This window comes from Streptomyces sp. NPDC033174, assembly GCF_055577795.1.
This window is the reverse complement of sequence record NZ_JBVIPQ010000001.1, coordinates 536,785-561,261: the sequence shown is the minus strand read 5'-3', so window position 1 is coordinate 561,261 and position 24,477 is coordinate 536,785. Positions and strand designations below refer to the sequence as shown.

23 protein-coding genes are annotated in these 24,477 nt (G+C 71.6%); 9 read left to right on the top strand and 14 right to left on the bottom strand.

Annotated elements, in window-relative coordinates; all coding sequences use genetic code 11:
* Nucleotides 1–8 precede the first annotated feature (8 nt).
* Together efeB and efeO are read right to left on the bottom strand one after the other, a co-directional pair.
* Nucleotides 9–1,277, bottom strand: a complete 1,269-nt coding sequence (gene efeB / locus ACZ5VC_RS02610) for an iron uptake transporter deferrochelatase/peroxidase subunit (protein ID WP_469118286.1) — start codon at nucleotides 1,275–1,277, stop codon at nucleotides 9–11.
* Between the two features lie 11 nt (nucleotides 1,278–1,288).
* Nucleotides 1,289–2,431 (bottom strand): iron uptake system protein EfeO, encoded by a 1,143-nt coding sequence (efeO, locus tag ACZ5VC_RS02605; RefSeq protein ID WP_469118285.1) that lies wholly within the window; start codon nucleotides 2,429–2,431, stop codon nucleotides 1,289–1,291.
* Nucleotides 2,432–2,708: 277 nt separating this feature from the next.
* On the opposite strand from efeO, the gene ACZ5VC_RS02600 reads away from it, so the two are divergent.
* Nucleotides 2,709–3,377 carry a PhzF family phenazine biosynthesis protein gene (locus ACZ5VC_RS02600; protein WP_469118284.1) on the top strand — a complete coding sequence of 223 codons (669 nt, stop codon included), beginning with the start codon at nucleotides 2,709–2,711 and terminating at the stop codon, nucleotides 3,375–3,377.
* A gap of 39 nt (nucleotides 3,378–3,416) precedes the next feature.
* On the opposite strand, the gene ACZ5VC_RS02595 is transcribed toward ACZ5VC_RS02600, so the two are convergent.
* Both ACZ5VC_RS02595 and map read right to left on the bottom strand, forming a co-directional pair.
* Entirely contained in the window at nucleotides 3,417–4,067 is a 651-nt protein-coding gene (locus ACZ5VC_RS02595; RefSeq protein ID WP_469118283.1) for a biliverdin-producing heme oxygenase, read from the bottom strand.
* A gap of 115 nt (nucleotides 4,068–4,182) precedes the next feature.
* Nucleotides 4,183–5,040: a type I methionyl aminopeptidase gene (gene map, locus ACZ5VC_RS02590; RefSeq protein ID WP_469118282.1), complete on the bottom strand. Its 858-nt coding sequence runs from the start codon at nucleotides 5,038–5,040 to the stop codon at nucleotides 4,183–4,185.
* Nucleotides 5,041–5,098: 58 nt separating this feature from the next.
* On the opposite strand from map, the gene ACZ5VC_RS02585 reads away from it, so the two are divergent.
* Entirely contained in the window at nucleotides 5,099–5,329 is a 231-nt protein-coding gene (locus tag ACZ5VC_RS02585; protein ID WP_469118281.1) for a hypothetical protein, read from the top strand.
* 80 nt (nucleotides 5,330–5,409) lie between these two features.
* Here ACZ5VC_RS02585 and ACZ5VC_RS02580 read toward each other — a convergent pair whose 3' ends face one another.
* Nucleotides 5,410–6,018 (bottom strand): hypothetical protein, encoded by a 609-nt coding sequence (locus tag ACZ5VC_RS02580; protein ID WP_469118280.1) that lies wholly within the window; start codon nucleotides 6,016–6,018, stop codon nucleotides 5,410–5,412.
* Nucleotides 6,019–6,115: 97 nt separating this feature from the next.
* Between ACZ5VC_RS02580 and npdG the strand changes: the two genes are divergently transcribed.
* Nucleotides 6,116–6,820 carry an NADPH-dependent F420 reductase gene (npdG, locus tag ACZ5VC_RS02575; protein WP_469118279.1) on the top strand — a complete coding sequence of 235 codons (705 nt, stop codon included), beginning with the start codon at nucleotides 6,116–6,118 and terminating at the stop codon, nucleotides 6,818–6,820.
* Nucleotides 6,821–6,844: 24 nt separating this feature from the next.
* Nucleotides 6,845–7,081 (top strand): hypothetical protein, encoded by a 237-nt coding sequence (locus ACZ5VC_RS02570; protein ID WP_469118278.1) that lies wholly within the window; start codon nucleotides 6,845–6,847, stop codon nucleotides 7,079–7,081.
* A 24-nt stretch (nucleotides 7,082–7,105) separates the two neighbouring features.
* On the opposite strand, the gene ACZ5VC_RS02565 is transcribed toward ACZ5VC_RS02570, so the two are convergent.
* A complete protein-coding gene (locus tag ACZ5VC_RS02565) occupies nucleotides 7,106–7,909 on the bottom strand; it encodes a site-2 protease family protein (protein ID WP_469118277.1) in 804 nt (267 codons plus the stop codon).
* A gap of 194 nt (nucleotides 7,910–8,103) precedes the next feature.
* On the opposite strand from ACZ5VC_RS02565, the gene ACZ5VC_RS02560 reads away from it, so the two are divergent.
* Complete coding sequence (locus ACZ5VC_RS02560) at nucleotides 8,104–11,382, top strand: BTAD domain-containing putative transcriptional regulator (RefSeq protein WP_469118276.1); 3,279 nt, start codon at nucleotides 8,104–8,106, stop codon at nucleotides 11,380–11,382.
* Nucleotides 11,383–11,438: 56 nt separating this feature from the next.
* Here the strand turns inward: ACZ5VC_RS02560 and ACZ5VC_RS02555 are convergent, their stop codons facing one another.
* The 3 genes from ACZ5VC_RS02555 to panB all read right to left on the bottom strand — a co-directional run bounded on the left by ACZ5VC_RS02555 (nucleotide 11,439) and on the right by panB (nucleotide 14,301).
* Nucleotides 11,439–12,284: an ABC transporter permease gene (locus tag ACZ5VC_RS02555; protein ID WP_469118275.1), complete on the bottom strand. Its 846-nt coding sequence runs from the start codon at nucleotides 12,282–12,284 to the stop codon at nucleotides 11,439–11,441.
* A complete protein-coding gene (locus tag ACZ5VC_RS02550; RefSeq protein WP_469118274.1) occupies nucleotides 12,281–13,282 on the bottom strand; it encodes an ATP-binding cassette domain-containing protein in 1,002 nt (333 codons plus the stop codon). The genes ACZ5VC_RS02555 and ACZ5VC_RS02550 overlap by 4 nt, the downstream gene beginning before the upstream one ends.
* Before the next feature lie 155 nt (nucleotides 13,283–13,437).
* Nucleotides 13,438–14,301, bottom strand: a complete 864-nt coding sequence (gene panB, locus ACZ5VC_RS02545; protein WP_468705298.1) for a 3-methyl-2-oxobutanoate hydroxymethyltransferase — start codon at nucleotides 14,299–14,301, stop codon at nucleotides 13,438–13,440.
* Between the two features lie 210 nt (nucleotides 14,302–14,511).
* Between panB and ACZ5VC_RS02540 the strand changes: the two genes are divergently transcribed.
* Together ACZ5VC_RS02540 and ACZ5VC_RS02535 are read left to right on the top strand one after the other, a co-directional pair.
* Complete coding sequence (locus ACZ5VC_RS02540) at nucleotides 14,512–16,104, top strand: MFS transporter (RefSeq protein WP_469118273.1); 1,593 nt, start codon at nucleotides 14,512–14,514, stop codon at nucleotides 16,102–16,104.
* A gap of 210 nt (nucleotides 16,105–16,314) precedes the next feature.
* Nucleotides 16,315–17,337, top strand: a complete 1,023-nt coding sequence (locus ACZ5VC_RS02535; protein ID WP_469118272.1) for an endonuclease/exonuclease/phosphatase family protein — start codon at nucleotides 16,315–16,317, stop codon at nucleotides 17,335–17,337.
* 79 nt (nucleotides 17,338–17,416) lie between these two features.
* Here the strand turns inward: ACZ5VC_RS02535 and ACZ5VC_RS02530 are convergent, their stop codons facing one another.
* The gene (locus ACZ5VC_RS02530) at nucleotides 17,417–19,174 is read right to left on the bottom strand and encodes an NAD+ synthase (RefSeq protein WP_469118271.1); all 1,758 of its coding nucleotides are present in this window, start codon (nucleotides 19,172–19,174) and stop codon (nucleotides 17,417–17,419) included.
* A gap of 239 nt (nucleotides 19,175–19,413) precedes the next feature.
* Here ACZ5VC_RS02530 and ACZ5VC_RS02525 point away from each other — a divergent pair, with 239 nt between their 5' ends.
* On the top strand, nucleotides 19,414–20,310 hold the full coding sequence (locus tag ACZ5VC_RS02525) for an alpha/beta fold hydrolase (protein WP_469118270.1): 897 nt from the start codon (nucleotides 19,414–19,416) through the stop codon (nucleotides 20,308–20,310).
* Here the strand turns inward: ACZ5VC_RS02525 and ACZ5VC_RS02520 are convergent.
* The 4 genes from ACZ5VC_RS02520 to ACZ5VC_RS02505 form a co-directional block, all read right to left on the bottom strand.
* Entirely contained in the window at nucleotides 20,273–20,692 is a 420-nt protein-coding gene (locus ACZ5VC_RS02520) for a CBS domain-containing protein (protein ID WP_469118269.1), read from the bottom strand. The two genes, ACZ5VC_RS02525 and ACZ5VC_RS02520, sit on opposite strands and share 38 nt — an antisense overlap.
* A gap of 207 nt (nucleotides 20,693–20,899) precedes the next feature.
* Nucleotides 20,900–21,562: a DUF305 domain-containing protein gene (locus ACZ5VC_RS02515; RefSeq protein WP_469118268.1), complete on the bottom strand. Its 663-nt coding sequence runs from the start codon at nucleotides 21,560–21,562 to the stop codon at nucleotides 20,900–20,902.
* On the bottom strand, nucleotides 21,559–22,209 hold the full coding sequence (locus tag ACZ5VC_RS02510; RefSeq protein WP_469118909.1) for a DUF3105 domain-containing protein: 651 nt from the start codon (nucleotides 22,207–22,209) through the stop codon (nucleotides 21,559–21,561). The genes ACZ5VC_RS02515 and ACZ5VC_RS02510 overlap by 4 nt, the downstream gene beginning before the upstream one ends.
* Before the next feature lie 66 nt (nucleotides 22,210–22,275).
* On the bottom strand, nucleotides 22,276–22,680 hold the full coding sequence (locus ACZ5VC_RS02505; protein ID WP_469118267.1) for a hypothetical protein: 405 nt from the start codon (nucleotides 22,678–22,680) through the stop codon (nucleotides 22,276–22,278).
* A gap of 223 nt (nucleotides 22,681–22,903) precedes the next feature.
* Here ACZ5VC_RS02505 and ACZ5VC_RS02500 point away from each other — a divergent pair, with 223 nt between their 5' ends.
* A complete protein-coding gene (locus tag ACZ5VC_RS02500; protein WP_468705279.1) occupies nucleotides 22,904–24,265 on the top strand; it encodes a glutamine synthetase family protein in 1,362 nt (453 codons plus the stop codon).
* The last annotated feature ends 212 nt before the right edge of the window (nucleotides 24,266–24,477 follow it).

Sequence of the window (24,477 nt, the reverse complement as noted above, 5' to 3'; positions counted from 1 at the left end):
TGCGAGCTCTACGAGAACAGCGTCCGGCCCCACCAGTCGCCCGCGTCGCGGACGCCCGGCGGGACGGCGAAGTGCGCCGAACCCACGTGCTGGATGTACTCGTTGAGGACGTCGGCGCGTGCCAGCGAGGTCTGCACCGGGATGAATCCCTTGCGGACGTCACGCTGGTACGCCAGGAAGAACAGGCCCGCGTCGAGACGGCCGAGGCCGTCCGTGCCGTCCGTGAAGGAGTAGCCGCGGCGCAGGATCGTCGCCCCGCCGTTGGAGTCCGGGTGGGCGAGCCGGACGTGCGCCTCCGGCTTCATCGCCTTCAGGAACGGCTCGTCGTGCTCCTTGGACTTGCCGACCGGGGCGCCCTCGCCCTTGTCACGGCCGAAGATGTCCTCCTGCTCCTGGAGCGGAGTGCGGTCCCAGGTCTCGATGTTCATCCGGATCCGGCGCGCGACCAGGTAGGAGCCGCCCGTCATCCACGACGAGCCGTCCTTCTCGGAGACCCAGACGTGCTTGTCGAGCGCGGCGGTGTCGGTACCCGCGATGTTCCGGGTGCCGTCCTTGAAGCCCATCATGTTGCGCGGCGTCTGCGCGTCCGGCGTGGTGGAGGACGTCTTGCCGAAGCCGAGCTGAGACCAGCGCACCGCCACCTTGCCGAAGCCGATCCGGGCGAGCTGGCGGATCGCGTGCACCGCGACCTGCGGGTCGTCGGCGCAGGCCTGGACGCACAGGTCGCCGCCGCTGCGGGCCGGGTCGAGGTTGTCGCCGGGGAACTTGGGCAGGTCGACCAGCGCGTCGGGGCGCTTGCCGGCCAGACCGAAGCGACCGTCGAACAGCGAGGGGCCGAACCCGATGGTCAGCGTGAGCCGGGACGCCTTGAGGCCGAGCGCCTCGCCCGTGTCGTCCGGCGGCGCCTCGGCGAGCCCGCCGTACGCGCCGTCGCCGACCTCATGGCCGGCCGTCATCCGCTCGGCCGCCCGCGTCCACTCCTTGAGCAGCGCGATCAGCTCGGCGCGGTCCTTCGTCTTCACGTCGAAGGCCGCGAAGTGCAGCCGGTCCTGGACCGGAGTGGCGATACCCGCCTGATGGACGCCGTGGAACGGCACCGCCGCGCCCTCGGAGGCCGCGGGCACGGCGGTGCCGCCGGCGCGGGTCAGGGCGACGGCGCCGCCGGCCGCGGCGGCACCGAGCGCGAGCCCGGCCCCGCCGATGGCGAGCAGCGAGCGCCGGGACGGCGCTGCGGAGCCCGTCGTGCTCTCGTCCGTGGTGGTCGTGTCGTCCGACATGGTTCCCGTCCCTACTTCACAACAGCGGCGGCGAGCTTGGAGAGCGGCTCGGCCAGCGCGTTGACGCCGTCCGACAGCTCCTTGCGCTGCTCCTTGCCGACCTGGTCGTACGAGGTGAACACGTAGGAGTTCTTGTCCGTGCGGTACTTGTCGAGCAGCGTGTTGAGCGCGGCGAACTGCTTGTCCAGGTCGGCGACGAGCTTGGGGTCGTTCTTGGAGGCGACCGGCTTCAGCAGCTCGTAGGACTTCTGCGCGCCCTCGACGTTCGCCTTGAAGTCGACGAGGTCGGTGTGGGAGTAGCGCTCCTCCTCACCGGTGACCTTGCCGGTGGCGACCTCGTCGAGGAGTTCCTTAGCGCCGTTGGCCATGGAGGTCGGGGTGATCTCGGCCTTGCCGACCTTCTTGACCCAGTCGGCGAGGTCCTTGTCGAGGGTGTCGGCCAGGACCTTCGTCTCGGGGCCGAGCTTCTTCTCCTGCCACAGCGCCTTCTCCAGGCGGTGCCAGCCGGTCCACTTCTGACCGGGCTCCAGGCCGTCCTCCCGGACGTCGACCTTCGGGTCGATGTCGCCGAAGGACTCCGCGACCGGCTCGGTGCGCTCCCAGCCGATGCGGGAATCGGCGTACGCCTTCTTCGCGGCCTCGATGTCGCCGGCGCGCACGGCGTCGGTGAAGGCCTTGACCTTGGGCAGCGTCTCGTCGGCCTGCTGCTGCACGTACTGGCGGTAGGCGGCGACGGCGGCGTCCATCTCGGGGGAGCGCTTGGCGGCCTTGCCGCTGCCCGTCGCGGTGACCTTCTGGCGGATGCCGTCGCCCTTCATGCCGGGCTTGCAGGCGATCTCGTAGTCTCCGGCCTTCACCTCGGCGGTGATCTTCGCCTTGGTGCCGGGGCCGATGTTCTCGCGCTCGGTGACGATGCGGTCGTCCGGGAAGAGGACGTAGACCTCGGTGACCTTGGAGCCCTTGTTCTCGACGGCCAGCTCGACGTGGCCGGCCGGGAACTCCTTCTTGGAGACCTCGCAGGCGTCGTCCTTGGCGACGATGGAGATCGCGCCGTCACCGCCCTTGGTGTCGCTCTTCTCGGCGCAGCCCGTGACGGCGGTCAGAGCGGCCGCGGTGGCGGCGGCGGTGACGACGGAGAGGCGGACGGCTCGCATAAGGGCTCCACGGGACGAGGTACGGGGGGTGAGGCGGACCTAACTTAACCGAGGCTTACCTGACCGCTACCCACCCGTCCAGTGATTCAGCTCTCACCGTCGGCGCGGAGGGGGTACGGGGATACGGCCCGATCACAGCTGGTTCATGAATAACCCAAGGAATGGTCAAGAGCCAGCCAACTAGGGGTATTTGAGTGTTATGGGTGATTTGCCGGATGTAGGGCCGCCCATGCCGTAGCCCCGGCGCGAGACGGCCCGCTGATGCTTGAATGCCGGAATGAACACGACGGCGACCGAGGTCGAAGTCCTGCGCGTCTTCTGCGCGGGTGACGGCGGGTACGGCAATGCCCTGGGTGTCGTGCGCGACGGGCGCACCCATCCCGACGAGGCGTCCCGGCAGGCGCTCGCCAAGGAACTCGGCTTCAGCGAGACGGTGTTCGTCGACGACCCCGAGCGGGGTGTCGTCGACATCTACACCCCCGGTGTGCGGCTGCCGTTCGCCGGTCACCCGGTCGTCGGAGCCGCCTGGCTGCTCGACCTGGAGGTCGTCAACCCGCCGGTGGGCGAGGTGTGGGCGCGCGACGACGGCGAGTTCACCTGGATCGCCGCCCGCGGCGACTGGGTGCCGCCGCGCACCCTGCGGCGGTACGCCTCCGCGGCCGAGGTCGAGGCGCTCGACGTGCCGCCCCCCGGCGAGTGGATCTACGCCTGGGCCTGGGAGGACGAGGCCGCCGGGCGGGTCCGCGCCAGGGCGTTCCCCGGCAGGGGCGACGGCATCGACGAGGACGAGGCGACCGGCGCCGCGGCGCTGCTGCTCACCGAGGCCCTCGGACGCGCCCTGAACATCACGCAGGGCCGGGGATCGCAACTGCTGACCGCCCCCGGCCCCGACGGCGTCATCGAACTCGGCGGCCGCGTCCGCTTCGACCCGGCCGTTCGCCCCTGAGGTCCGCGCCCGGAGGGGATCCGGGCGGGCGCCGGGCGCTCAGGCGCTGAGCGGGAACTCGCCGCCCAGCTCCCGGAACACCGCCCCGTTGAAGTCGAAGGCGCGCTTGCACTCGTCGACGATCCGCTGCTTCTCCAGGTCGTCCGCGTCCACCCGGTCCAGCAGCTCGCGGTAACCCCGCTTGAACGCCGCCGGATTGGAGATCTGCTCGAACACGTAGAAGCGGACGCCGTCGCCCTTGCGTGCGAAGCCCCAGGTGCGCTCCGCCTTGTCGCGGATGATCTGGCCGCCGGAGAGGTCCCCGAGATAGCGCGTGTAGTGGTGGGCCACATATCCGGCCGGCCAGGTGCGCGCGCACTCCTCGACGCGGGCGGCGTACGCGGCGGTGGCGGGCAGCGGAGCGAGCCCCTCGCGCCACCGCGCCCCGCGCAGGTGGGCGAGGTCCCGCTCCAGCTCGGCGCCGCGGAACAGCTCGGGCTGGATGAACGGGCCCGCGACCGCATCGCCCTTCAACGCCTCGGCGGCGTCCTCCAGGGCCCGGTACACGAACCACAGCTGCTCGGTGTAGCGGGTGTAGGCGTCCACACCCAGCCGTCCGCCCAGCAGATCGCTCATGAAGGTCGAGGTCTCCGCCTCGGTGTGCTGCTCGTGCGACGCCACACGGATGAGCGTGGAGAAGGGCGTGTCCAATGCGGGCCTCCGGGGGACCGATGGGGACGGGAACCAGTACGATCCTTCTACTTAGGTATACCTAAGTCAACTGGTTCCCGACGACCTGTCGGTAAAACGCTACCCCGCCCGGGGGTCAGGGCAACGTGAGAATGTCGGCCCCGGTGTCCGTGACGACCAGCGTGTGCTCGAACTGCGCCGTCCGCTTGCGGTCCTTGGTCACCACGGTCCAGCCGTCGTCCCACATGTCGTACTCGTGCGTGCCCAGCGTGAGCATGGGCTCGATGGTGAACGTCATGCCCGGCTGGATCACCGTCGTGGCGTGCGGGGAGTCGTAGTGCGGCACGATCAGGCCGGAGTGGAAGGACGAATTGATGCCGTGCCCGGTGAAGTCCCGGACCACTCCGTAGCCGAAACGCTTGGCGTACGACTCGATGACCCGCCCGATGATGTTGATCTGCCGACCCGGCTTGACCGCCTTGATGGCGCGGTTGAGGGACTCCCGGGTCCGCTCCACGAGCAGCCTGGACTCCTCGTCGACGTCACCGCAGAGGTAGGTGGCGTTGTTGTCGCCGTGGACACCGTGGATGTACGCCGTGACGTCGAGATTCACGATGTCGCCGTCGCGCAGGACGGTGGAGTCGGGGATCCCGTGGCAGATGACCTCGTTGACCGAGGAGCACAGCGACTTCGGGAAGCCGCGGTAGCCGAGCGTCGACGGATAGGCGCCGTGGTCGCACATGTACTCGTGGGCGACCCGGTCCAGCTCGTCCGTGGTCACACCCGGCGCGATGTGCTTGGCGGCCTCCTCCATCGCCCGGGCGGCGATCCCCCCGGCGATGCGCATCCGCTCGATGGTGTCGGAATCCTGCACCTCCGGCCCGGTGTACGGAGTGGGGGCCGGCTTCCCGACGTACTCGGGACGGCGGATGGCTCCGGGAACGGAGCGGAGGGGGGAGAGCTCCCCCGGTGCGAGCAGCGACTGGCCAGACATACCAGCGAGTCTAACCAGCGCCGGTGGGGCAGCATGGCTGCAGAGGAAGGAGCCGGACATGGCCCTGTTCAAGAAGCGCACGGTCGGCAAACCGGGCGAGTGGTTCTACTGCCTGGAGCACAAGAAGGTGGAGGAGGGCCCGGAGTGCCCGGCGAAGGACCGTTTCGGTCCCTACGCGTCGCGGGCCGAGGCGTCGCACGCGATGGAGACGGCACGGGAGCGGAATCTGCAGTGGGAGAACGACCCGAAGTGGCATGACGCGCCCCGGCCGGGTGACGAGGAGACATAGCCCGGGCCGTTCGCGCCGGCCGCCCGCCCGGCCCCGGGGGCCCGCCCGCCTGGCCGCCCGGCCGGGCGGGCCCCCGGGGCTCACCAGCGGGTCGGGGGCGGGGCCGTCAGATGGTCCGCCAGGCGGGAGAGCCGGTCGCGAAGGCGGCGCCTGCCCCGCGGCGCGGCAGGCAGGCTGTTCTCGCCGGCCGCCGCCCCGACCAGGTGCTGCACCGTGTCGAAGTCCACCTCCGCCGTCTCCTCGGCGACGGTCAGCGCCTCGTGCGCCAGGCCGTGGACCTCCGCGTCGCCGCCGTCCAGTGCCAGCACGGTCGCACCGGCCCGGCGTGCGTCGTGCACCCGCTCCAGCAGCCCGGCGTCCGGCCGCCCCGGTGCCACCACCAGCAGCGTGGCCCCGCGCCGGGCGCCCTCCAGACGACCCAGCCCGACCGCCAGATGCGCGGGGTCGCCGGGCCGCACCCGGTGACGGACGAGCGTGGGGGAGAGCTCCGGCCGCCCCGACCAGGCCGCCTCGTCCACCAGATGCGCCGCCAGGTGCCAGGGCTCGTACTCCTCGGTCCCCACCAGCAGCAGCCCGCCGCCCTGCGGGACCACCGAGGACCGCAGCGTCCCGGCGAAGCGGCGGGTGAGGGCCGGCCACTCGGTCCCGGCGAGGACTTCCCGCAGCAGTGCGACACGTACGGCATCCATGGGCCCGCATCATGCCGCGAAGGGTGGTCCCGGGGAGGCCGCTTGGCCTTGTCTCACCCGTAAGGGAGAGGCGCGGGCGGTCCCGTACTGTCGGACCATGACTTCCACTGACAGTGTTCAGAAGACCCCTGCCAAGGACCCGTGGGACCTTCCCGACGTCTCCGGTCTGACCGTCGGTGTCCTCGGCGGCACCGGTGACCAGGGCCGGGGCCTCGCCTACCGGCTCGCCCGCGCCGGGCAGAAGGTGATCATCGGATCCCGGGCCGCCGAGCGAGCCGGGACCGCCGCCGCCGAGCTGGGGCTCGGCGTCGAGGGCGCCGACAACGCCGAGTGCGCGCGCCGCAGCGACATTGTGATCATCGCCGTGCCGTGGGACGGCCATGCCAAGACCCTGGAGTCCCTGCGCGAGGAGCTCGCCGGCAAGCTCGTCGTCGACTGCGTGAACCCCCTGGGCTTCGACAAGAAGGGCGCCTACGCCCTCAAGCCGGAGGAGGGCAGCGCCGCCGAGCAGGCCGCCGCCCTGCTGCCGGACTCCCGGGTGACCGCCGCCTTCCACCACCTCTCGGCGGTGCTGCTCCAGGACGCGTCGATCGAGGAGATCGACACCGATGTGATGGTGCTCGGCGAGGCGCGCGCGGACACCGACCTCGTCCAGGCGCTGGCCGCCCGGATCCCCGGAATGCGGGGTGTCTTCGCGGGCCGGCTCAGGAACGCCCACCAGGTCGAGTCGCTGGTCGCCAACCTGATCTCGGTGAACCGCCGCTACAAGGCCCACGCGGGCCTGCGCGTCACCGACGTCTAGGCGGGGCCCCGAGCGGTGCGGGGCATGGGGGACACTGGACGGGCAATCTCAGCCGTATCCGGACAGGAGCCGACCCCCATGCCCCGCCTCGCTCTGTACGCCCTCGCCGTCTGCGCCCTCGCCGTGGCCGCCGCCGTCGTCTCCTTCGCCCGGGGCAGCTGGTTCGGCGTCGTCTGGGTGCTCCTCGCCGGGCTCTCGTCCAACATGGCCTGGTACTACATCCGCCGCGGCAGGACGGGGCGCGCCGCCGCCAACGGCTGACCGCGCCCGCCGGACGGCCGCCGGCTACAGGCCGGCGGCGAGCGTGCAGACGTCCGGGGCGTCCTGCCAGAAGCGGTAGAGCTCCCAGCCGCAGTGCCGCTCGAACCCCGCGACGCCCAGACCTCGCAGCATCGCGTCGACCGCGTCGAAGAAGGCCTCGTTGACCACGGGCACGAAGAGCAGCGCGATGACGACGAAGAAGCCGTAGGGCGCGTACGGCTCGATCTGCCGCCGGAAGCGGTACGAGAGCCAGGGCTCCACCACGCCGTAGCCGTCCAGCCCCGGAATCGGCAGGAAGTTCAGCAGCGCGGCCGTGAGCTGGAGCAGCGCCAGGAAGCCGAGCGCGAAGCGGAACGCCATGGGCACGCCGCCGAGCGCGTCCAGCCAGAAGGGCGCGGTGCACACGACCGCGAAGAGGACGTTCGTCAGCGGTCCGGCCGCCGAGATCAGGCTGTGCTTCCAGCGCCCCCGGATCCGGCCCCGCTCGATGAAGACGGCGCCGCCGGGCAGACCGATACCGCCCATGATCACAAAGAGCACCGGCAGCACGATGCTGAGCAGGGCGTGGGTGTACGCGAGCGGGTTCAGGGTGAGATAGCCCTTCGCCCCCACGGTGATGTCGCCGCTGTGCAGGGCCGTGCGGGCGTGCGCGTACTCGTGGAGACAGAGCGAGACCAGCCAGGCGGCGGTCACGAAGAGGAAGACCGCGAGTCCGGGCGAGGCCGCGAAGTCCGTCCACACCGCCCATCCGGCGACCGCCATGACGGCGACGATCCCCAGGAAGACGGGGCTGATCCGGCGATCGCCGCGAGCGGTGGCCGTGGTCATGAGCGCTCCAGGGGAAGGGGGGACGCGGAGGGTCGACGGTACAGGCGACGCAGTCGGAACGTCCGGGCGAGGTCCCGGGGTTCCTGACCCGCTCCCGGACCCGGCGGAGCCCGTCGGCCCGGGGGCCGGGGCGGGGGAGGGCGCGGACCCGGGGGCCGGGGCGGGGAGGGCGCGGACCCGGGGAGAATGAGGCCGTGCACTACCGCGTACTCGGCACCACGCAGGCATTCCACGACGACGGCACCCCCCTGATGATCGGCGGGGCCCGGCTGCGCGCCCTGCTGACCGCGCTCGCCCTGCGGGCGGGGCGGGCCGTGTCCGTCGCGCACCTCGTCGACGAGGTGTGGGACGGCGACCCGCCCGCCGACGGCGGCGCCGCGCTCCAGGCGCTGGTCGCCCGGCTGCGGCGGGCGCTGGGCAGGGACGCGGTGCTGTCCGTGGACGGCGGGTACCGGCTCGCGGCCGACCGGGACGACGTGGACCTGCACCGTTTCGAGCGGCTGGTCACCGAAGGCGTACGGGCGGCGGAGGGCGGCGCACCGGACAGGGCCGTCCCGCTCCTGGGCGAGGCGCTCGCCCTGTGGCGCGGGCCCGCGCTCGCCGACCTCCCCGACCGCTCCGCCGAGGCGTCCCGCTGGGAGTCCCGCCGCCTCGACGCCCGCCGGGCCCGCCTCGCGGCGCTGCTGGACACCGGCCGCCCCGGCGAGGCGCTGCCCGAGCTCACCGAACTGTGCGGCGGTCTCCCCCTGGACGAACCCCTCCGGGCCCTCCACATCCGCGCCCTGCGCGACGCGGGCCGCCCGGCCGAGGCGCTGGCGTCGTACGAGGCCGTCCGCCGGGAACTCGCCGACCGGCTGGGCACCGACCCCGGCCCCGAACTGCTCGCCCTGCACGCCGCGTTGCTGAACCCCGCCGCGCCGCGGACCCCGCCCGCCGGGCCGGGGGCCCGCCAGGGCAACCTCCGCGCCCGGCTCACCAGCTTCGTCGGACGCGACGAGGACATCGCCGCGCTCCACGCGGACCTCGGGCGCGCCCGGCTCGTCACTCTGCTCGGCCCCGGCGGCGCCGGGAAGACGCGCCTGTCGCAGGAGGCGGCCGAACGCGCCGCCGCCGGCTGGAGGGACGGCGTCTGGCTCGTCGAACTCGCGCCCCTCACCGACCCCTCGGCCGTCCCCGAGGCGGTACTGGGAGCGCTCGGGGCGCGGGAGACCGTACTGCGGGGCGCCGGGGCCGAGGGGCTGCGGGTCGCCGAGGGGAAGACCGACGACCCGCTCGTACGCCTGCTCCAGCACTGCGCCGGGCGCCGGATGCTGCTCCTCCTCGACAACTGCGAGCATGTCGTCGAGGCCGCGGCCGGCCTCGCCGACCGGCTTCTCGCCGGATGCCCGGAGTTGACGATCCTCGCCACCAGCCGCGAACCCCTCGGTGTCCCCGGCGAGTTCCTGCGCCCCGTCGATCCGCTGCCCGACCCGATGGCGCTCCGGCTGCTCGCGGACCGGGGGGCGGCGGCCCGCCCCGGTTTCAGCGTGACCGATGACCCCGACGCCTGCGCGGAGATCTGCCACCGTCTCGACGGCCTTCCGCTCGCCATCGAGCTGGCCGCCGCGCGGCTGCGGATGATGACTCCCCGTCAGATCGCCGACCGGCTCGACGACCGCTTCCGGCTGCTCACCTCCGGTGCCCGTACCGTCCTTCCGCGCCAACAGACACTCCGTGCCGTCGTCGACTGGTCCTGGGACCTGCTCTGCGACGAGGAGCGGACCGTGCTGCGCCGGCTGTCCGTGTTCGCCGGCGGCTGCGACCTGGCGGCCGCGGAGGCCGTGTGCGCCGTTCCCGGCACCCTGGACCTCCTCGGCGCCCTCGTCGACAAGTCCCTGGTCGTCGCCACCCCGCCCGACGACCCGGACGGGTCCGGCGGATCCGGGGGCGAGATGCGCTACCGGCTGTTGGAGACCGTCGCCGAGTACGGCGCCGAACGCCTCGACGAGGCCGGTGACCGCGCCGACGCCGAGCGCCGCCATCTCGTCCACTACCGCGAACTCGCCCGGGCCACCGACCCGGAGCTGCGCCGGGCCGGCCAGGCGCGGGCCATGGCCCGGTTCCGGACCGAGTACGAGAACATGCGCACCGCCCTGCGCGGCGCCGTCGCCTGGAAGGACGAACACGAGGCCCTCTGCCTGGTCCACTCGCTGGGCTGGTACTGGCAGATGCGCGACCTGCGCGCCGAGGCCCGGCACTGGTCCGGGGCGGTCGCCGCGCTCGGCCCCGACCCCTTCGCCCCACCCGTCGCCGCCGCGCCGCCGCTGGCCGAGCGCTGTACCGCCGCCCCGCCGCCGATGAGCGACGAGCAGCTGTGGGAGGCGCGCCGGGGGGTCCGCCTGGTCCAGCTGGTCAACATGGACCACCAGGTCACGCGGTGGACCACCCCGGAGGGACTGGAGGAGCTCCGCCGGATCTCCGCCGCGTACCGGCCCGGGCTGCCGCAGACCTGCCGGATGCCGGGCATGCTGTGGTTCTACGCGGTGCTGCTCACCGGCGACCAGGACAGGCTGCGCGGGCTGTTCGACGCGACGGTCGACGCCTGCAGGCAGCTGGGCGACACCTGGGAGCTCGCCTACGCCCTCCAGATGCGGGCCAATGTGCTGGCCAACCGGAGCGACTGGGCCGGCCGGGCCGGCCGTGACGCCGACGAGAGCCTGGAGATCTTCGTCCGCCTCGGCGACTCCTGGGGCGCCGCCGAGGCACTGTCCTCGCGCGGCGAGGCCCATGAGCGCAGGGGCGAGTTCGAGGCCGCGGCCGAGGACTTCCGGGCCGCCGTCGAGCACGCCGAGCGGATCGGCGCACAGGCCCAGACGGCCCTGCTGCGGGCCCGGTACGCCGGGATGCTCAACGAGACCGGACGGGGCGCCGAGGGCGAACGGATCCTGCGGGAGGTCCTGGCGGGCGGCCGCAGCTCAGGGTACGAGGCCATTCCGGCCGCGCGGCTGTATCTGACGCTCCTGCTGGGCCGGACGGGCCGGACCGGGGAGGCCCGTGAGCATCTGCGGGCCATGCGGGAGGAGTTCGGGTCCGAGGCCCTGTCACTGTTCGAGGGCTTCACGCTGGGCACCCTCGCCTGGCTGGACACCCTCGAGGGGCGCTACGACGAGGCCCTCGACGTGGCGGTGCGCGCCTTCGCGCACTCCCAGGAGGCCGTGTCGATGATGGTCGCGCCGCAGATGCCCGCCATCCATCTGGTCGTCGTGGCCTGGGCGCTCGCCGGGCGGGGAGGCCCCGGGGCGCGTACGGCGGCCGTGCTGCTCGGCGCCCACGAGGGCCTGTTGCCGCCCGGGCACGTACCGGCGCCGATGGAGCGGGAGAACCTGGCGCGGGCCACCGCCCTGGCGCGGGCCGCCCTCGGGGACGCCGGGTTCGACGCGGCGTACGCCGAGGGCGGCGGCCTCACTCTGGAGGAGGCCACCGCCCTGCTCTGACGCCGCCCGCCGGACGCGACCCGACGGCGTCAGGGTCTGTGCACCGGGTCCGTGCGTCAGGTCTTCTTGCGGAACTTGGCGACCGCGAGCGGCGCCGTGACGACGGTGATCATCACTGACCATGCGAGCGTCATCCACACCGAGTGGCCGACCGGTGTGCCATTGATCATCGCCCGGGCCGCGTCGGCGAGGTTGGACAGCGGGTTGTAGTCCGTGAAGGTCTCCAGCCACCCCGGCATCGAGGTGGGCGGGGCGAAGATCGAGGAGCCGAACTGCAGCGGCATCAGGACGATCATGGCCACTCCCTGGACGGCCTGGGCCGTCTTCATGGTGAGCCCGAGCAGAATGAAGATCCACATCAGCGAGGCGCCGAACACCATCGAGAGACCGACGGCGGCGAGGAGATCCAGGACGGACGTCTTGATCTCCAGGCCGAGCAGAAAGCCCATGGCCAGCAGGATCGAAGTGGCGATCAGCATCCGGCCGACCTCGACGACGATCTTCGCGATGAGGACGGACGACCGGGCGATCGGCATCGTCCGGAACCGGTCCATCACCCCCTTCTTGAAGTCGTCGTTGATGCCGGTTCCCACGGCCATGGCGATGTTCATGCCCATCGTCGCCATCAGGCCGGGGACCACGTAGTTCACGTATTCCTGGTTGTTGCCCTTGCCGGCGATCGCGCCGCCGAAGACGTAGACGAACAGCAGGATGAAGATGACCGGCATCAGGACGGCGTCGAACATCGACTCCGGGTCCTGCTTGATCTGCAGGGCGTTGCGGCGCACCAGGGCGCCGATGTGGCGGAGATTGGCCCGCAGCCCTATCCGGCCCTCGGCGGCGGCCGGCGAGCCGGGGGAGCGCTTGACGGGGGCGGGAGCGTTGACAAGTGCGCTGCTCATGCGGCGACCTCCTCGGGGATCGTGTCGGACACGGACGTCTTCTCGCCGGTGAGGGCGAGGAACACCTCGTCCAGACTGGGCAGATGGGTGCCGATGTGCGCGATGCCGAAGCCGCGCGCGCCCAGCAGGCCGATGACGGCGGTGAGTTGGCCGTCGCTGAGAATCGGGACGTACAGCACGCCCTCGTCGGGTACCACGGTGGCGCCCGCGATGCCGTCCAGGCCGGACTCCCGGAGCGCGCGCGCCATCGCGGGCAGCTGCGCCGGGTCGACCGGGCGGATCTGCAGGGTGCGGCCGCCGACCTTTGCCTTCAGCTCGTCGACCTTGCCCTTGGCGATGACCCGGCCCCGGTCGATGACCGTGAGCTCGCTCGCGAGCTGCTCGGCCTCCTCCATGTACTGGGTGGTGAGCAGGACGGTCGCTCCTTCGGAGACCATGCGCTGGACCTCGTCCCAGACCTCGTTGCGGGTCCGGGGGTCGAGGCCGGTCGTCGGCTCGTCCAGGTAGAGGACGGCGGGCTGCCCGATCATCGAGGCGGCGAGGTCGAGGCGCCGCCGCATACCGCCGGAGTAGGTCATGGCCGGGCGCTTGGCCGCCTCGGTGAGCGAGAAGCGCTCCAGCATCTCGTCGGAGCGGCGGCGGGCGTCCTTGCGGGACAGATCGAGCAGCCGCCCGATCATGTAGAGGTTCTCCCAGCCGGAGAGCTTCTCGTCGACCGAGGCGTACTGGCCGGTGAGGCCGATGGTGCGGCGCAGCTGCCGGGGCTGCTTCACCACGTCGTAGCCGGCGACGACGGCGGTGCCGGCGTCGGGGGCGACCAGGGTGGACAGGCAGCGGACAAGGGTCGTCTTGCCGGCGCCGTTGGGGCCGAGGACACCGAGGACGGTGCCTTCGCGTACATCGAGGTCGACCCCGTCGAGGGCCTTCGTCTCGCCGTAGTGCTTCACGAGGCCTCGTACCTCGACGGCGTTGGTGTCGGATCGCGTCATGTCCACCATGGGACCAGGTGCCGCTGACAGATCACCGACAGATCACCGACAGCTCCCTGACAGCAGCGCCGACAACGTCCGCCGGACGACCGACAGCCCGCCGATGGGGGATGTCGGCGGGCTGTCGTCTGTGCCGCAGTGGCTATGGGAGTGCCGGGAGCGGACTAGTGGAAGGTGTGCTCCTCGGCCGGGAACGCGGAGCCGGCCACGTCGTCGGCGAACGCGCGGGCCGCGTCACCGAGTGTCGCCCGCAGGTTCGCGTACTGCTTGGTGAAACGCGGCACCTTGCCGCCGGTGAGACCGGCCATGTCGGTCCAGACGAGGACCTGGGCGTCGGTGTGGGGACCGGCGCCGATGCCGATGGTCGGGATGTGCAGGGAACGGGTGACCTCGGCGGCCAGCTCGGCCGGGACGAGCTCCAGGACGACCGCGAACGCGCCCGCGTCCTGCGCCGCCTTCGCGTCGCTGAGCAGCCGGTGGGCGGCCTCGTCGCTGCGGCCCTGCACCCGGTAGCCCATGGTGTTGACGGACTGCGGTGTCAGACCGAGATGTGACATCACGGGGATGCCGGCCTGGACCAGCAGCTCGGTCTGGGGCAGCGAGCGCTCGCCGCCCTCCAGCTTGATCGCTCCGACACCCGCGTCCTTGACCAGCCGGGTGGCGTTGCGCAGGGCCTGGACCGGGCCCTCCTGGTACGAACCGAAGGGCAGGTCGCCCACGATCAGGGCGCGGCTCGTGCCCCGGACGACGGCGGCGGACAGCAGCGTCATCTCGTCCATCGTGACGGGCACGGTGGTGTCGTAGCCGAGATGACAGTTGCCCATGGAGTCGCCGACGAGCAGGACCGGGATCCCGGCCTCGTCGAAGACGGACGCGGTCATCGCGTCGTAAGCGGTCAGCATGGGCCACTTCTCGCCGCGCTCCTTGGCGCGGGCGATGTCGTGGACGGTGATGCGGCGAGTGCCCTTGCCGCCGTACAGCGCCTTGCTGCTGTCGGCGGACTGCTTCTGGGCAGCCTGAAGCGTCATGGGAAACGGCTCCTTCGTCATCTCGAGGCGCCCTTACGGCGTCCCCGGACCGCATCCATGGTGGCACCTCGTGCCGCGTCGGCGGAAGTGGGTCTGTTCATACGGCGGTAACTCACACGGCGGCGTCCACCCGCCGGTAACGCAGGGTTTCCTTCCCGACACAGGCGAGACGGGACGGCCCCGTATCGAAAAATCCCTACGCTGCGCGGCATGTCACACACAACCGTCCCGGAGGCGGTGCACCGCCGGCGCTGGGCCATCCTCGGCGTCCTGATGCTCAGCCTGCTCATCGTCGTGCTGGACAGCTCGATCCTGAACGTGGCGGTCAAGACGATCGCCGCCCCCGCCCCGACCGGCGTCGGCGCCACCCAGAGCGAGCTGGAGTGGGCGATCAACGCGTACACCCTCGTCTTCGCCGGACTGCTCTTCACCTCGGGGCTGCTCGGCGACCGCCTCGGCCGCAAGAAGGTGCTGCTCTTCGGCCTCGTCGTCTTCGGTGCCGGCTCCGCGCTGGCCGCCCTGTCCGGTTCGCCCACGGAGCTCATCGCCTACCGCGCGGTGATGGGCTTCGGCGCCGCCTTCGTGATGCCCGCCACGCTCGCCGTCATCATGAACGTCTTCGAGCGCGCGGAGCAGCCCAAGGCGATGGGCATCTGGGCGGCGGGTGTCGGCATCGGCATCGCGATCGGCCCCGTCACCGGCGGCGTCCTGCTGGAGCACTTCTGGTGGGGCTCGGTCTTCCTGATCAACGTGCCGGTCGTGCTCGTCGCGCTGGTGGCGATGGTGCTGATCGTTCCCGACTCCCGGGATCCCGAGCCGGGCCGTCTGGATCCGGTCGGCGTGGTGCTGTCCGTCATCGGGCTCGTCCTGCTGGTGTACGGCGTCATCCGGGGCGGCGAGCTCGCCGACTTCACCGGGCGCGGCGTGGTGGTCCCGCTCCTCGGGGGCCTGGCCGTCCTCGCCTGCTTCGTTCTGTACGAGCGGCGCTGCGACCACCCCGCGCTGGACTTCTCGTACTTCAGGAAGCCGGCCTTCTCCGCGGCGATCGCCGCCATCGCGCTCGTCTTCTTCGCGATGATGGGCGTGACGTTCTTCTCCGCCTTCTACATGCAGAGCGTCCGCGGCTTCAGCGCGCTCCAGGCGGGCCTGATGATCCTGCCGCTGGCCGTCGCCCAGATGGCGTTCGCGCCCCGGGCCCGGCTGGTCGTGAAGCGGTTCGGGGCCCGTACGGTCTGCACGGCAGGCATGCTCATGGTCGCCACCGGCCTCGGTTCCTTCGCCTTCTTCGACGCCTCGACGCCGGTGTGGACCATGGAGATCGTCTTCTTCGTGCAGGGCGCCGGAATGGCCCACATCCTGCCCCCGGTGACCGTCTCCGTGATGCAGTCGCTGCCCCGGGAGAAGGCCGGCTCGGGCTCGGCCATCAGCAACACCTTCCGCCAGATCGGGGGGGCGCTGGGCGTCGCCGTCCTGGGTTCGGTGCTCTCCACCGTGTACCGGGGCCGGATCGAGGGGACCCTCGAGAGGGCCGCCGCGCTGCCGGCCGGGGAGCGGACGGCGGCGGGCGAGTCCATCGAGGCGACCCTCGCCGCCGCGGAGCGGCTCGGCCCGGAGGGCGAGGCGCTGGTCGCGCCCGCCTACGGCGCCTTCCTCGACGCCATGCACGTCACCGCGCTCGGCTCGGCGGCCGTCGCCGTGATCGGCGCGGGTGTCGTGGCGCTCTTCCTGCCCGCACGCCGGCCGCTGCCGCACGGCCCGGCGGACGAAGGGGCCGGCGAGGCACGGGAATCCGTACGGTCATAGGGCGGAGAGCGAGAGGACGAGCGGAGTTGTCGGTGTTCGAGAATGCTCGAAGCCGCCCGATTGTGCGTGTTCTGTCACAGCCGCTGCCCACCCGCCCTCCGCAGGAACCCGCCGCGCCGCTTCCTCGTCCTCGTGGCAGTACGGCCGTCCCCTGATCGCCTAGTGTCGAGCCCGGGACGGTGAGCACGGCAAGGCAGTGAGGACAGCGGTATGGCGCGGGTGGAGATGACGGAGACCGGACACGGCGGCGCGCAGGACCAGCGTTCCGGATCCCGCTTCCGGACGGTCCTGGACCGGTGGCGCCGCGACCCCGGCATCTGGCGCCGGGGCTTGGTGCCGGCGGCCCTCGCCGTACTGCTCACCCTCACGATGGTCTTCCACGCCCAGATCCCCAACAGGATCGGCAACCTGGGCAGCCTCACCGAGACGTTCCTGCCCTGGCTCGGCCTCTTCGTGCCGGTGCTGCTCGTCGTCGCGCTCCTGCGGCGGTCGGCGACCGCCCTGATCGCCCTGCTCCTCCCCGTGGTCGTCTGGCTCAACCTCTTCGGCGGGCTGGTCACCGACAAGTCGGCCACCGGCGGCGACCTCACCGTCGCCACCCACAACGTCAACGCCGACAATCCCGACCCGCAGGGCACCGCCCGTCAGGTCGCCGGTTCCGGCGCGGACGTGGTGGCCCTCGAGGAGCTCAAGGCCGACATGGTCCCGGTCTACGAGAAGGCGCTGGCCGACACCTACCGGTACCACTCGGTGGAGGGCACGGTCGGCCTGTGGAGCAAGTACCCGCTGAGCGACGACCGCCCCGTCGACATCCGCATGGGCTGGACCCGCGCGATGCGCGCCACGGTGACGACCCCTCGCGGCGAGGTCGCCGTCTACGTGGCCCATCTGCCGTCCGTGCGGGTCAAGCTGCACGCCGGTTTCACCGCCAACCAGCGCGACAACAGCGCCGACGAGCTCGGCGAGGCCATCGCCCACGAGCCGCTGAACCGGGTCGTCCTGCTCGGCGACCTCAACGGCACGATGAACGACCGCTCCCTGAAGGCGGTCACCTCCCAGATGCGCTCCACCCAGGGCGCGGCGGGCGACGGCTTCGGCTTCAGCTGGCCCGCGTCGTTCCCCATGGCCCGCATCGACCAGATCATGGTGAAGGGCGTCGAACCCGTCTCCTCCTGGACGCTCACCCGGACCGGCAGCGACCATCTGCCGATCGCGGCCCGGATGAGGCTCTGACGCCGGCCCGGCAGGAGAGGGGGCTTCCCGCGCATCGCGGGAAGCCCCCTCCTTTTCTCCGTACAACCGGAGCCGGGCGTCAGCCCGTCGTCTCCCGCCAGCGGTTGGTGATCGGCAGGCGGCGGTCCTTGCCGAAGCCCTTCGCCGAGATCTTCGTGCCCGGCGGGTACTGGCGCCGCTTGTACTCGGCCAGGTCCACCAGCCGCAGTGTCTTCGTCACCAGCTCCTCGTCGAAACCGGCCGCGACGATCGCGTCCTTGCCCTGGTCCCGGTCGACGTACATCGACAGCAGCCGGTCCAGGACGTCGTAGTCCGGCAGCGAGTCGGTGTCGACCTGACCGGGGCGCAGCTCGGCGCTCGGAGGCTTGGAGATGGAGTTCTCGGGGATCGGCGGGGTCTGGCCGCGCTCCTCGGCCGCGCGGTTGCGCCACCGCGCGAGGCGGAAGATCGACGTCTTGTAGACGTCCTTGATCGGGCCGTACGCGCCGACCGAGTCGCCGTAGAGCGTCGAATAGCCCACCGCGAGCTCGGACTTGTTGCCCGGCGCGAGGACGATGTGACCCTCCTGGTTGGAGATGGCCATCAGCATCGTGCCGCGCAACCGCGACTGGAGGTTCTCCTCGGCGAGTCCGGTCAGGCCCAGCGCCCCCATATAGGCGTCGAACATCGGCTCGATCGCGACGGTACGGAAGTGCAGGCCCGTCCGGTTCGCCAGTTCGGCCGCGTCGCCCTTGGAGTGGTCCGAGGAGTACTTCGACGGCATCGAGACGCCGTAGACGTTCCGCGGGCCGAGCGCGTCGCAGGCGATCGCCGCCACCAGCGCCGAGTCGATACCCCCGGACAGACCGATGAGCGCGGAACGCAGGCCGTTCTTGGCCACGTACGCCCGCAGGCCCACCACCAGCGCCGAGTACACCTCCTCGTCGTCGTCGAGCCGGTCCGCGTAGCCCCCGGTGAGCTCCGGCTCGTACGCGGGCAGCGGCTCCTCGGACAGGATCACCCGGTCGATGCGCAGCCCGTCGTCGACGACACCCGTCACCGGCTCGGCGGCCGCCGCCGGCAGATCGAGGTCGAGGACCACACTGCCCTCGGAGAACTGCGGGGCCCGCGCCACGACCTCGCCGTCCCGGTCGACGACGATCGAGTCGCCGTCGAAGACCAGCTCGTCCTGGCCGCCGATCATCGCCAGGTACGCGAGGGTGCAGCCGGCCTCCTGGGCGCGCTTGCGCACCAGCTCCAGACGGGTGTCGTCCTTGTTCTGCTCGTACGGCGAGGCGTTGATGGAGACCAGCAGCCCGGCCCCGGCGGACCGGGTGGCCGGGACCCGGCCGCCGTCCTGCCAGAGGTCCTCGCAGATGGCGAGCGCGACATCGACGCCGTGGACCCGGATCACCGGCATGGTGTCGCCCGGCACGAAGTACCGGAACTCGTCGAAGACGCCGTAGTTGGGAAGGTGGTGCTTGGCGAAGCTCAGGACCACCTCGCCGCGGTGCAGCACGGCCGCCGCGTTCTGCGGGGAGCCGGCCGGCTGGCCGTATTTCGGCCGGGCCTTCTCGGAGCGGTCCAGATAGCCGACGATGACCGGGAGTTCGCCGAAGCCCTCGTCGTCGAGGCGCTCGGCGAGCGCGCGCAGCGCGGCCCGGGACGCCTCGACGAAGGACGACCGCAGGGCGAGGTCCTCGACGGGGTAACCGGTCAGCACCATCTCCGGGAACGCGACGAGATGCGCCCCCTGCTCGGCGGAGTGCCGGGTCCAGTGCACGATCGCCTCGGCGTTGCCGGCGAGATCGCCGACGGTCGAGTCGATCTGATTCAGAGCGAGGCGTAGTTGAGGCACCCGGCCAGTGTAATCGTCAGAGCGACGCGATGTCCCGGCGGCGAGGGTGTGGGGCCTGCACCGGGGCGGGGGGATCGGACGTCCCCGGCCGGGGTGGGGGCGACGCGATGCCCGGCGGTGACGGTGTGGGTCCCCTCATGTCACGGGGCGCCCGGCGGCGCCGGGGGCCGGGCGGCGCACGCGGTCGCCGGCGTGGCAGGCTGGCCGGGACACCCCGCACTCCGGCCTCGGGAGAAACGTTGAGCGTGTTCGTACGGGTCGGGGGCGTCGCCCACCACGTCGTCGTCGAGGGCAGCGGCCCGGTCTGCGTGCTGAGCGCCGGGCTCGCCATGAGCTGGTTCGACTGGGACCCCGTCGTGCCGCTGCTCGCACCGCACCGCACCGTCGTCCGCTTCGACCGGCCGGGCCACGGCCTGTCCGCCCCCGCCGCCGTACCGCCGACCGCCGCCGGAGAGGCCGACCGGATCGCCGCGCTCCTCGACGCGCTCACCCTGCCCGGCAGGGCCACCGTCGTCGGGCACTCCATCGCCGGCTTCCACGCCGAGGCGTTCGGCCGCCTCCACCCGGACCGGGCGGCCGGGATCGTCCTGGTCGACACCTCCATCGAGGAGCACGCGCGCGTCCCGGCCGCGCCCGCCGTACGCACGGCCCTCGCCCGCGGACTCGGTTCGGCCCTCACCGCCGTCGGCGCGCCCGCCGCGCTGGGCCCGCTCACCCGGCGCGCCACGGTCCGGCTCTCCCGCGCGGGAGGCGGTGACCCGGCCCCAGCGGATGTCGTACGCCGCTGCTACGCGACCTCACGGGTGATGCGCGGCGCCCTCCTCGAGAACACCCACTACCGCGCGGTCGCCGCCGAACTCCTCGCCCTGCGCGAGCGCCACCCGCTCCCCGAAGGCCTTCCCGTCACGGTCCTCGCGGCGCCCGACGGATCACCCCGCTGGGCCCGCCGCCAGCACGCACTGGCCCGACGGCTCGGCGCCCGCTTCGAGGCGGTCGAACCGTCGGGCCATCTGATGATGCTGGACCGCCCGGACGCGGTCGCGGAGGCGATCCTCGCTCAGGGGCCGGGGACCGAACGACCCCACCGCTCACCAGCGCTCACGGAGTCGCGTAGACCTTCTCGACGAACTCCTTGATCTGCTCGTCCGACAGGTGCTGGGCGAGATCCGCCTCGCTGATCATCCCGATCAGCCGCTTGTTCTCGATCACCGGCAGGCGCTTGATCTGATGGCTCTCCATCTCCTCCAGCACCTCGCGGATGTCCGAACTCGCCTCGATCCAGCGCGGAGTCCCCTTGGCCATCTGACCGCAGGTGATCCTGGCCGGGTCATGGCCCTCGGCAATACAGCCGACGACGATGTCACGGTCGGTGATGATGCCGCAGAGCCGTTCGTCCTCGTCGGCGATGGGCAGGGCGCCCACGTTGAGATCCCGCATCAACTGCGCGGCACGGTCCAGCGTCTCGTGCCGGGGGATCCACTGGGCGCCCGGGTGCATGATGTCTTTCGCAGTGGTCATGGGGTGCGTACCTCCGTAGGGCGTCGTACGTCCCCGAGCGCATCCATCATCGTCCGTCGTGCGGGTCCACGCGACCGGTGGACGCCCCACGGACGCCCCGCGGACGGCTCGCGGACGGCTCGCGGACGGCTCGCGGACGGCGAAGGCCGCCGGGGGCGCTGGGCACCCCACGGCGGCCGTCACTCTCCGTCAGCCGTCGCCGGACCTCTACCCCCGCGGCTTGGCGCCGCGCCGCTCGAGCAGATCCGCCATCAGCAGGATCTCCGACTCCTGTGCGTCGACCATGCCCTGGGCCAGCTTGCGCTCCACACCGACGGAGCACTTGTCCGCGCAGCCGCGCGCCATGTGCACCCCGCCCTTGTGATGGGCGGTCATCAGCCGCAGGTACAGGATCTCGGCCTGCTCGCCACTGGCCTTGCGCAGCCGGTCCAGCTCGGTCCTGGTCGCCATGCCGGGCATCAGCGCGCCGTCCGGGGAGACGTCCTGCGCGCCCGCGCCGCCATGACCGCCGTGACCGCCGCCGCCCATGCCCATCCAGGCCATCGGCTCGCTGTCCGGCGAGACCTTCGGCAGGCCCCACATGTCCAGCCAGCCCAGCATCATGCCGCGCTGGTTGGCCTGGGTGTTGGCGATGTCGTACGCGAGGCGGCGCACCTCCTCGTCGTCCGTACGGTCCCGCACGATGAAGGACATCTCGACCGCCTGCTGGTGATGCACCGACATGTCGCGGGCGAAGCCCGCGTCCGCCGAGTCCCCCGCCGGTACGGTGGCCTCGGTCTCGTCGCGCTGCGCCGAGGTGACCGTCGCGGCCCCGGCGAACAGCAGCGCCAGCACGACCGCCGTGACCGCCGCCCAGTGGGTGCGGGTCACTGGGCGCCCATTCCCTGCGTGCACGCGGCGCCGGGCTCAGGGGTCTGCGGGCCCTGGACGTACTTCGTGAAGAAGGCGTTGACGCGCGGGTCGTCGGCGCTGTCCACCGTGACCTGCTTGCCCCAGGCGCTCAGCATGATCGCACCGGTCTGGTCCTTGACCGGGCTCATCAGCGTGTACGGCGTCTTGTCGACCTTGGCGGCGAGCTTCTTCACGTCGGCCTGCGCGGCCTTGTCGTTGTACGTCACCCAGACCGCGCCGTGCTCCAGCGAGTGCACGGCGTTCACCTCGGGGATCTTGTCCTTGTAGACGTCGCCGTCGCAGTTCATCCACGTCGGGTGGTGGTCGCCGCCGACCGGGGGCTTCATCGGGTAGGTGACGGCCTGGGTGACGTGGTTGCGGCCGAGCTTCTTGGCGTCCCAGGACTTCTCGTTCTTGATGGGCGCCTTCGCGACGGTCTCCTCCTTCTGCTTCTTCTCCGACTGGTTGTTGATCACGTAGGCGCCGAAGCCGACGAGGCCCGCCACCAGCACGCCGCTGAGGCTGTAGATGATGATGTTGTTGCGGCGCTCGCGGGACTTCTCGGCGCGGCGCATCTCCTCTATTCGGGCGCGGCGGTCGGGGGTGACGTTGCGGTTGGCGGCCATGGTGGTGTCCTTCATGTTCGAAAAGGGCTGGACGGGCATGTACGGGCGGCTGCGGGCGTGGCCCGGCTATGTCCGCAGGACCTGAAGGACGTGAAGATCCGGCGCCCGGGGCCGGGCGCCGACGAGGACCGGACCCCCTCCGCCGTGCGCGGGGGCGAGGCGCGGCAGCCGCCCGTCCGCATGGAGCGGCGGATCGAGGGGAGGAGCGGTGAGAACGGCGGGGCTGAGCGACGGGAAGAGCCCGCAGTCGTCCCGGTCGTACGGACAGACGTAGGAGCCCGAACCGGCCTGCGCCGGGCCGGTCGCGGCGGCCGGGAAGGCACCGGGCATCCCGTGGTGCGGCGCCTTGTCGGCGGTGGCCTCGGTGACGCTCAGGCACAGGAAGAGCGCGGCGAGCAGCGTCGCCATGGCGCTCACCAGCGCCACGGGACGCGCCGTGCGCGAGTTGCGTATCAGCCGCAGGCCCCCCATGGGGGCCGATCGTAATGGGCGTACCCCCGGCGTACGCCAGACGGGTGAGGATCGTGGCCGGGAATTGGCGGGGGGGCGGCCATTACATGCGCCACACCTGAGCAGGCAGTATGGGTCCGCAACCTGGACGAAACCGTGTGGTGGGATGCTCATGGGCCCCCCGGTGTGCGCGTGGCGGTGGGAGCAGGCGGCCTGACCAGCAAGGATGGGTAGGAACGTAGACATGGACAAGCAGCAGGAATTTGTGCTCCGCACGCTCGAGGAGCGCGACATCCGGTTCGTGCGCCTGTGGTTCACCGACGTGCTCGGCTTCCTGAAGTCGGTGGCGGTGGCGCCGGCCGAGCTGGAGCAGGCCTTCGACGAGGGCATCGGCTTCGACGGCTCGGCGATCGAGGGCTTCGCCCGCGTCTACGAGTCCGACATGATCGCCAAGCCGGACCCGAGCACCTTCCAGATCCTGCCGTGGCGCGCCGAGGCCCCCGGTACGGCCCGGATGTTCTGCGACATCCTGATGCCCGACGGCTCCCCGTCCTTCGCCGACCCGCGCTTCGTCCTGAAGCGGATCCTGGCCAAGACCTCGGACCTGGGCTTCACCTTCTACACCCACCCCGAGATCGAGTTCTTCCTGCTGAAGGACAAGCCCCTCGACGGGACCAAGCCCACCCCTGCCGACAACTCCGGCTACTTCGACCACACCCCGCAGAACGTGGGCATGGACTTCCGCCGGCAGGCCATCACCATGCTGGAGTCGATGGGCATCTCCGTCGAGTTCTCCCACCACGAGGGCGCGCCCGGCCAGCAGGAGATCGACCTGCGTTACGCCGACGCGCTCTCCACCGCGGACAACATCATGACCTTCCGCCTGGTCATGAAGCAGGTGGCGCTGGAGCAGGGGGTGCAGGCCACCTTCATGCCGAAGCCGTTCAGCGAGTTCCCCGGCTCGGGCATGCACACCCACCTCTCCCTCTTCGAGGGGGACCGCAACGCCTTCTACGAGTCCGGCGCCGAGTACCAGCTCTCCAAGGTCGGCCGCTCCTTCATCGCGGGCCTGCTGAAGCACGCCGCGGAGATCTCGGCCGTCACCAACCAGTGGGTGAACTCCTACAAGCGCATCTGGGGCGGCTCGGCCCGCACCGCAGGCTCGGGCGGCGAGGCCCCCTCGTACATCTGCTGGGGACACAACAACCGCTCGGCGCTCATCCGCGTCCCGATGTACAAGCCGGGCAAGACCGGCTCGTCCCGCGTCGAGGTCCGCTCGATCGACTCCGGAGCGAACCCTTACCTGACGTACGCGGTCCTGCTCGCCGCAGGCCTCAAGGGCATCGAGGAGGGCTACGAACTCCCGGCGGGCGCCGACGACGACGTCTGGGCCCTCTCGGACGCCGAACGCCGCGCGATGGGCATCGCCCCGCTGCCGCAGAACCTGGGCGAGGCGATCGACCTGATGGAGCGCAGCGAACTGGTCGCCGAGACGCTGGGCGAGCACGTCTTCGACTTCTTCCTGCGCAACAAGAAGCAGGAGTGGGAGGAGTACCGCTCCGAGGTGACTGCCTTCGAGCTGCGCAAGAACCTGCCGGTGCTGTAGGCGCAGGTCAGCGGCTTCGGCCGACCGAGACGACGATCCGGGCCGGCGGCAGTCAGCCGCCGGCCCGGAGTCGTCTCTCGCCGGCCGTGGGCCGTGCCGGGCCGCGCCGGTGCGCGCCCCGGGCCGAACCGCCCTGCCGCGAACGGCCGTTGGCCGCGGTGCAGCCGCACCGGGGCGGCGGCCGTCGCCGTTGGCGGGAAATTGCCCTGTGG

Coding starts and splice junctions, on each gene's coding strand:
- ACZ5VC_RS02505 (WP_469118267.1), bottom strand. CDS start 22,680: ATGGGGGGCCTGCGGCTGATACGCAACTCGCGCACGGCGCGTCCCGTG.
- ACZ5VC_RS02550 (WP_469118274.1), bottom strand. CDS start 13,282: ATGGTGGACATGACGCGATCCGACACCAACGCCGTCGAGGTACGAGGC.
- ACZ5VC_RS02520 (WP_469118269.1), bottom strand. CDS start 20,692: ATGACCACTGCGAAAGACATCATGCACCCGGGCGCCCAGTGGATCCCC.
- ACZ5VC_RS02565 (WP_469118277.1), bottom strand. CDS start 7,909: ATGACCACGGCCACCGCTCGCGGCGATCGCCGGATCAGCCCCGTCTTC.
- map (WP_469118282.1), bottom strand. CDS start 5,040: ATGTCTGGCCAGTCGCTGCTCGCACCGGGGGAGCTCTCCCCCCTCCGC.
- npdG (WP_469118279.1), top strand. CDS start 6,116: ATGACTTCCACTGACAGTGTTCAGAAGACCCCTGCCAAGGACCCGTGG.
- ACZ5VC_RS02580 (WP_469118280.1), bottom strand. CDS start 6,018: ATGGATGCCGTACGTGTCGCACTGCTGCGGGAAGTCCTCGCCGGGACC.
- ACZ5VC_RS02585 (WP_469118281.1), top strand. CDS start 5,099: ATGGCCCTGTTCAAGAAGCGCACGGTCGGCAAACCGGGCGAGTGGTTC.
- ACZ5VC_RS02535 (WP_469118272.1), top strand. CDS start 16,315: ATGGCGCGGGTGGAGATGACGGAGACCGGACACGGCGGCGCGCAGGAC.
- ACZ5VC_RS02600 (WP_469118284.1), top strand. CDS start 2,709: ATGAACACGACGGCGACCGAGGTCGAAGTCCTGCGCGTCTTCTGCGCG.
- ACZ5VC_RS02555 (WP_469118275.1), bottom strand. CDS start 12,284: ATGAGCAGCGCACTTGTCAACGCTCCCGCCCCCGTCAAGCGCTCCCCC.
- efeO (WP_469118285.1), bottom strand. CDS start 2,431: ATGCGAGCCGTCCGCCTCTCCGTCGTCACCGCCGCCGCCACCGCGGCC.
- panB (WP_468705298.1), bottom strand. CDS start 14,301: ATGACGCTTCAGGCTGCCCAGAAGCAGTCCGCCGACAGCAGCAAGGCG.
- ACZ5VC_RS02500 (WP_468705279.1), top strand. CDS start 22,904: ATGGACAAGCAGCAGGAATTTGTGCTCCGCACGCTCGAGGAGCGCGAC.
- ACZ5VC_RS02510 (WP_469118909.1), bottom strand. CDS start 22,209: ATGGCCGCCAACCGCAACGTCACCCCCGACCGCCGCGCCCGAATAGAG.
- ACZ5VC_RS02540 (WP_469118273.1), top strand. CDS start 14,512: ATGTCACACACAACCGTCCCGGAGGCGGTGCACCGCCGGCGCTGGGCC.
- efeB (WP_469118286.1), bottom strand. CDS start 1,277: ATGTCGGACGACACGACCACCACGGACGAGAGCACGACGGGCTCCGCA.
- ACZ5VC_RS02570 (WP_469118278.1), top strand. CDS start 6,845: ATGGGGGACACTGGACGGGCAATCTCAGCCGTATCCGGACAGGAGCCG.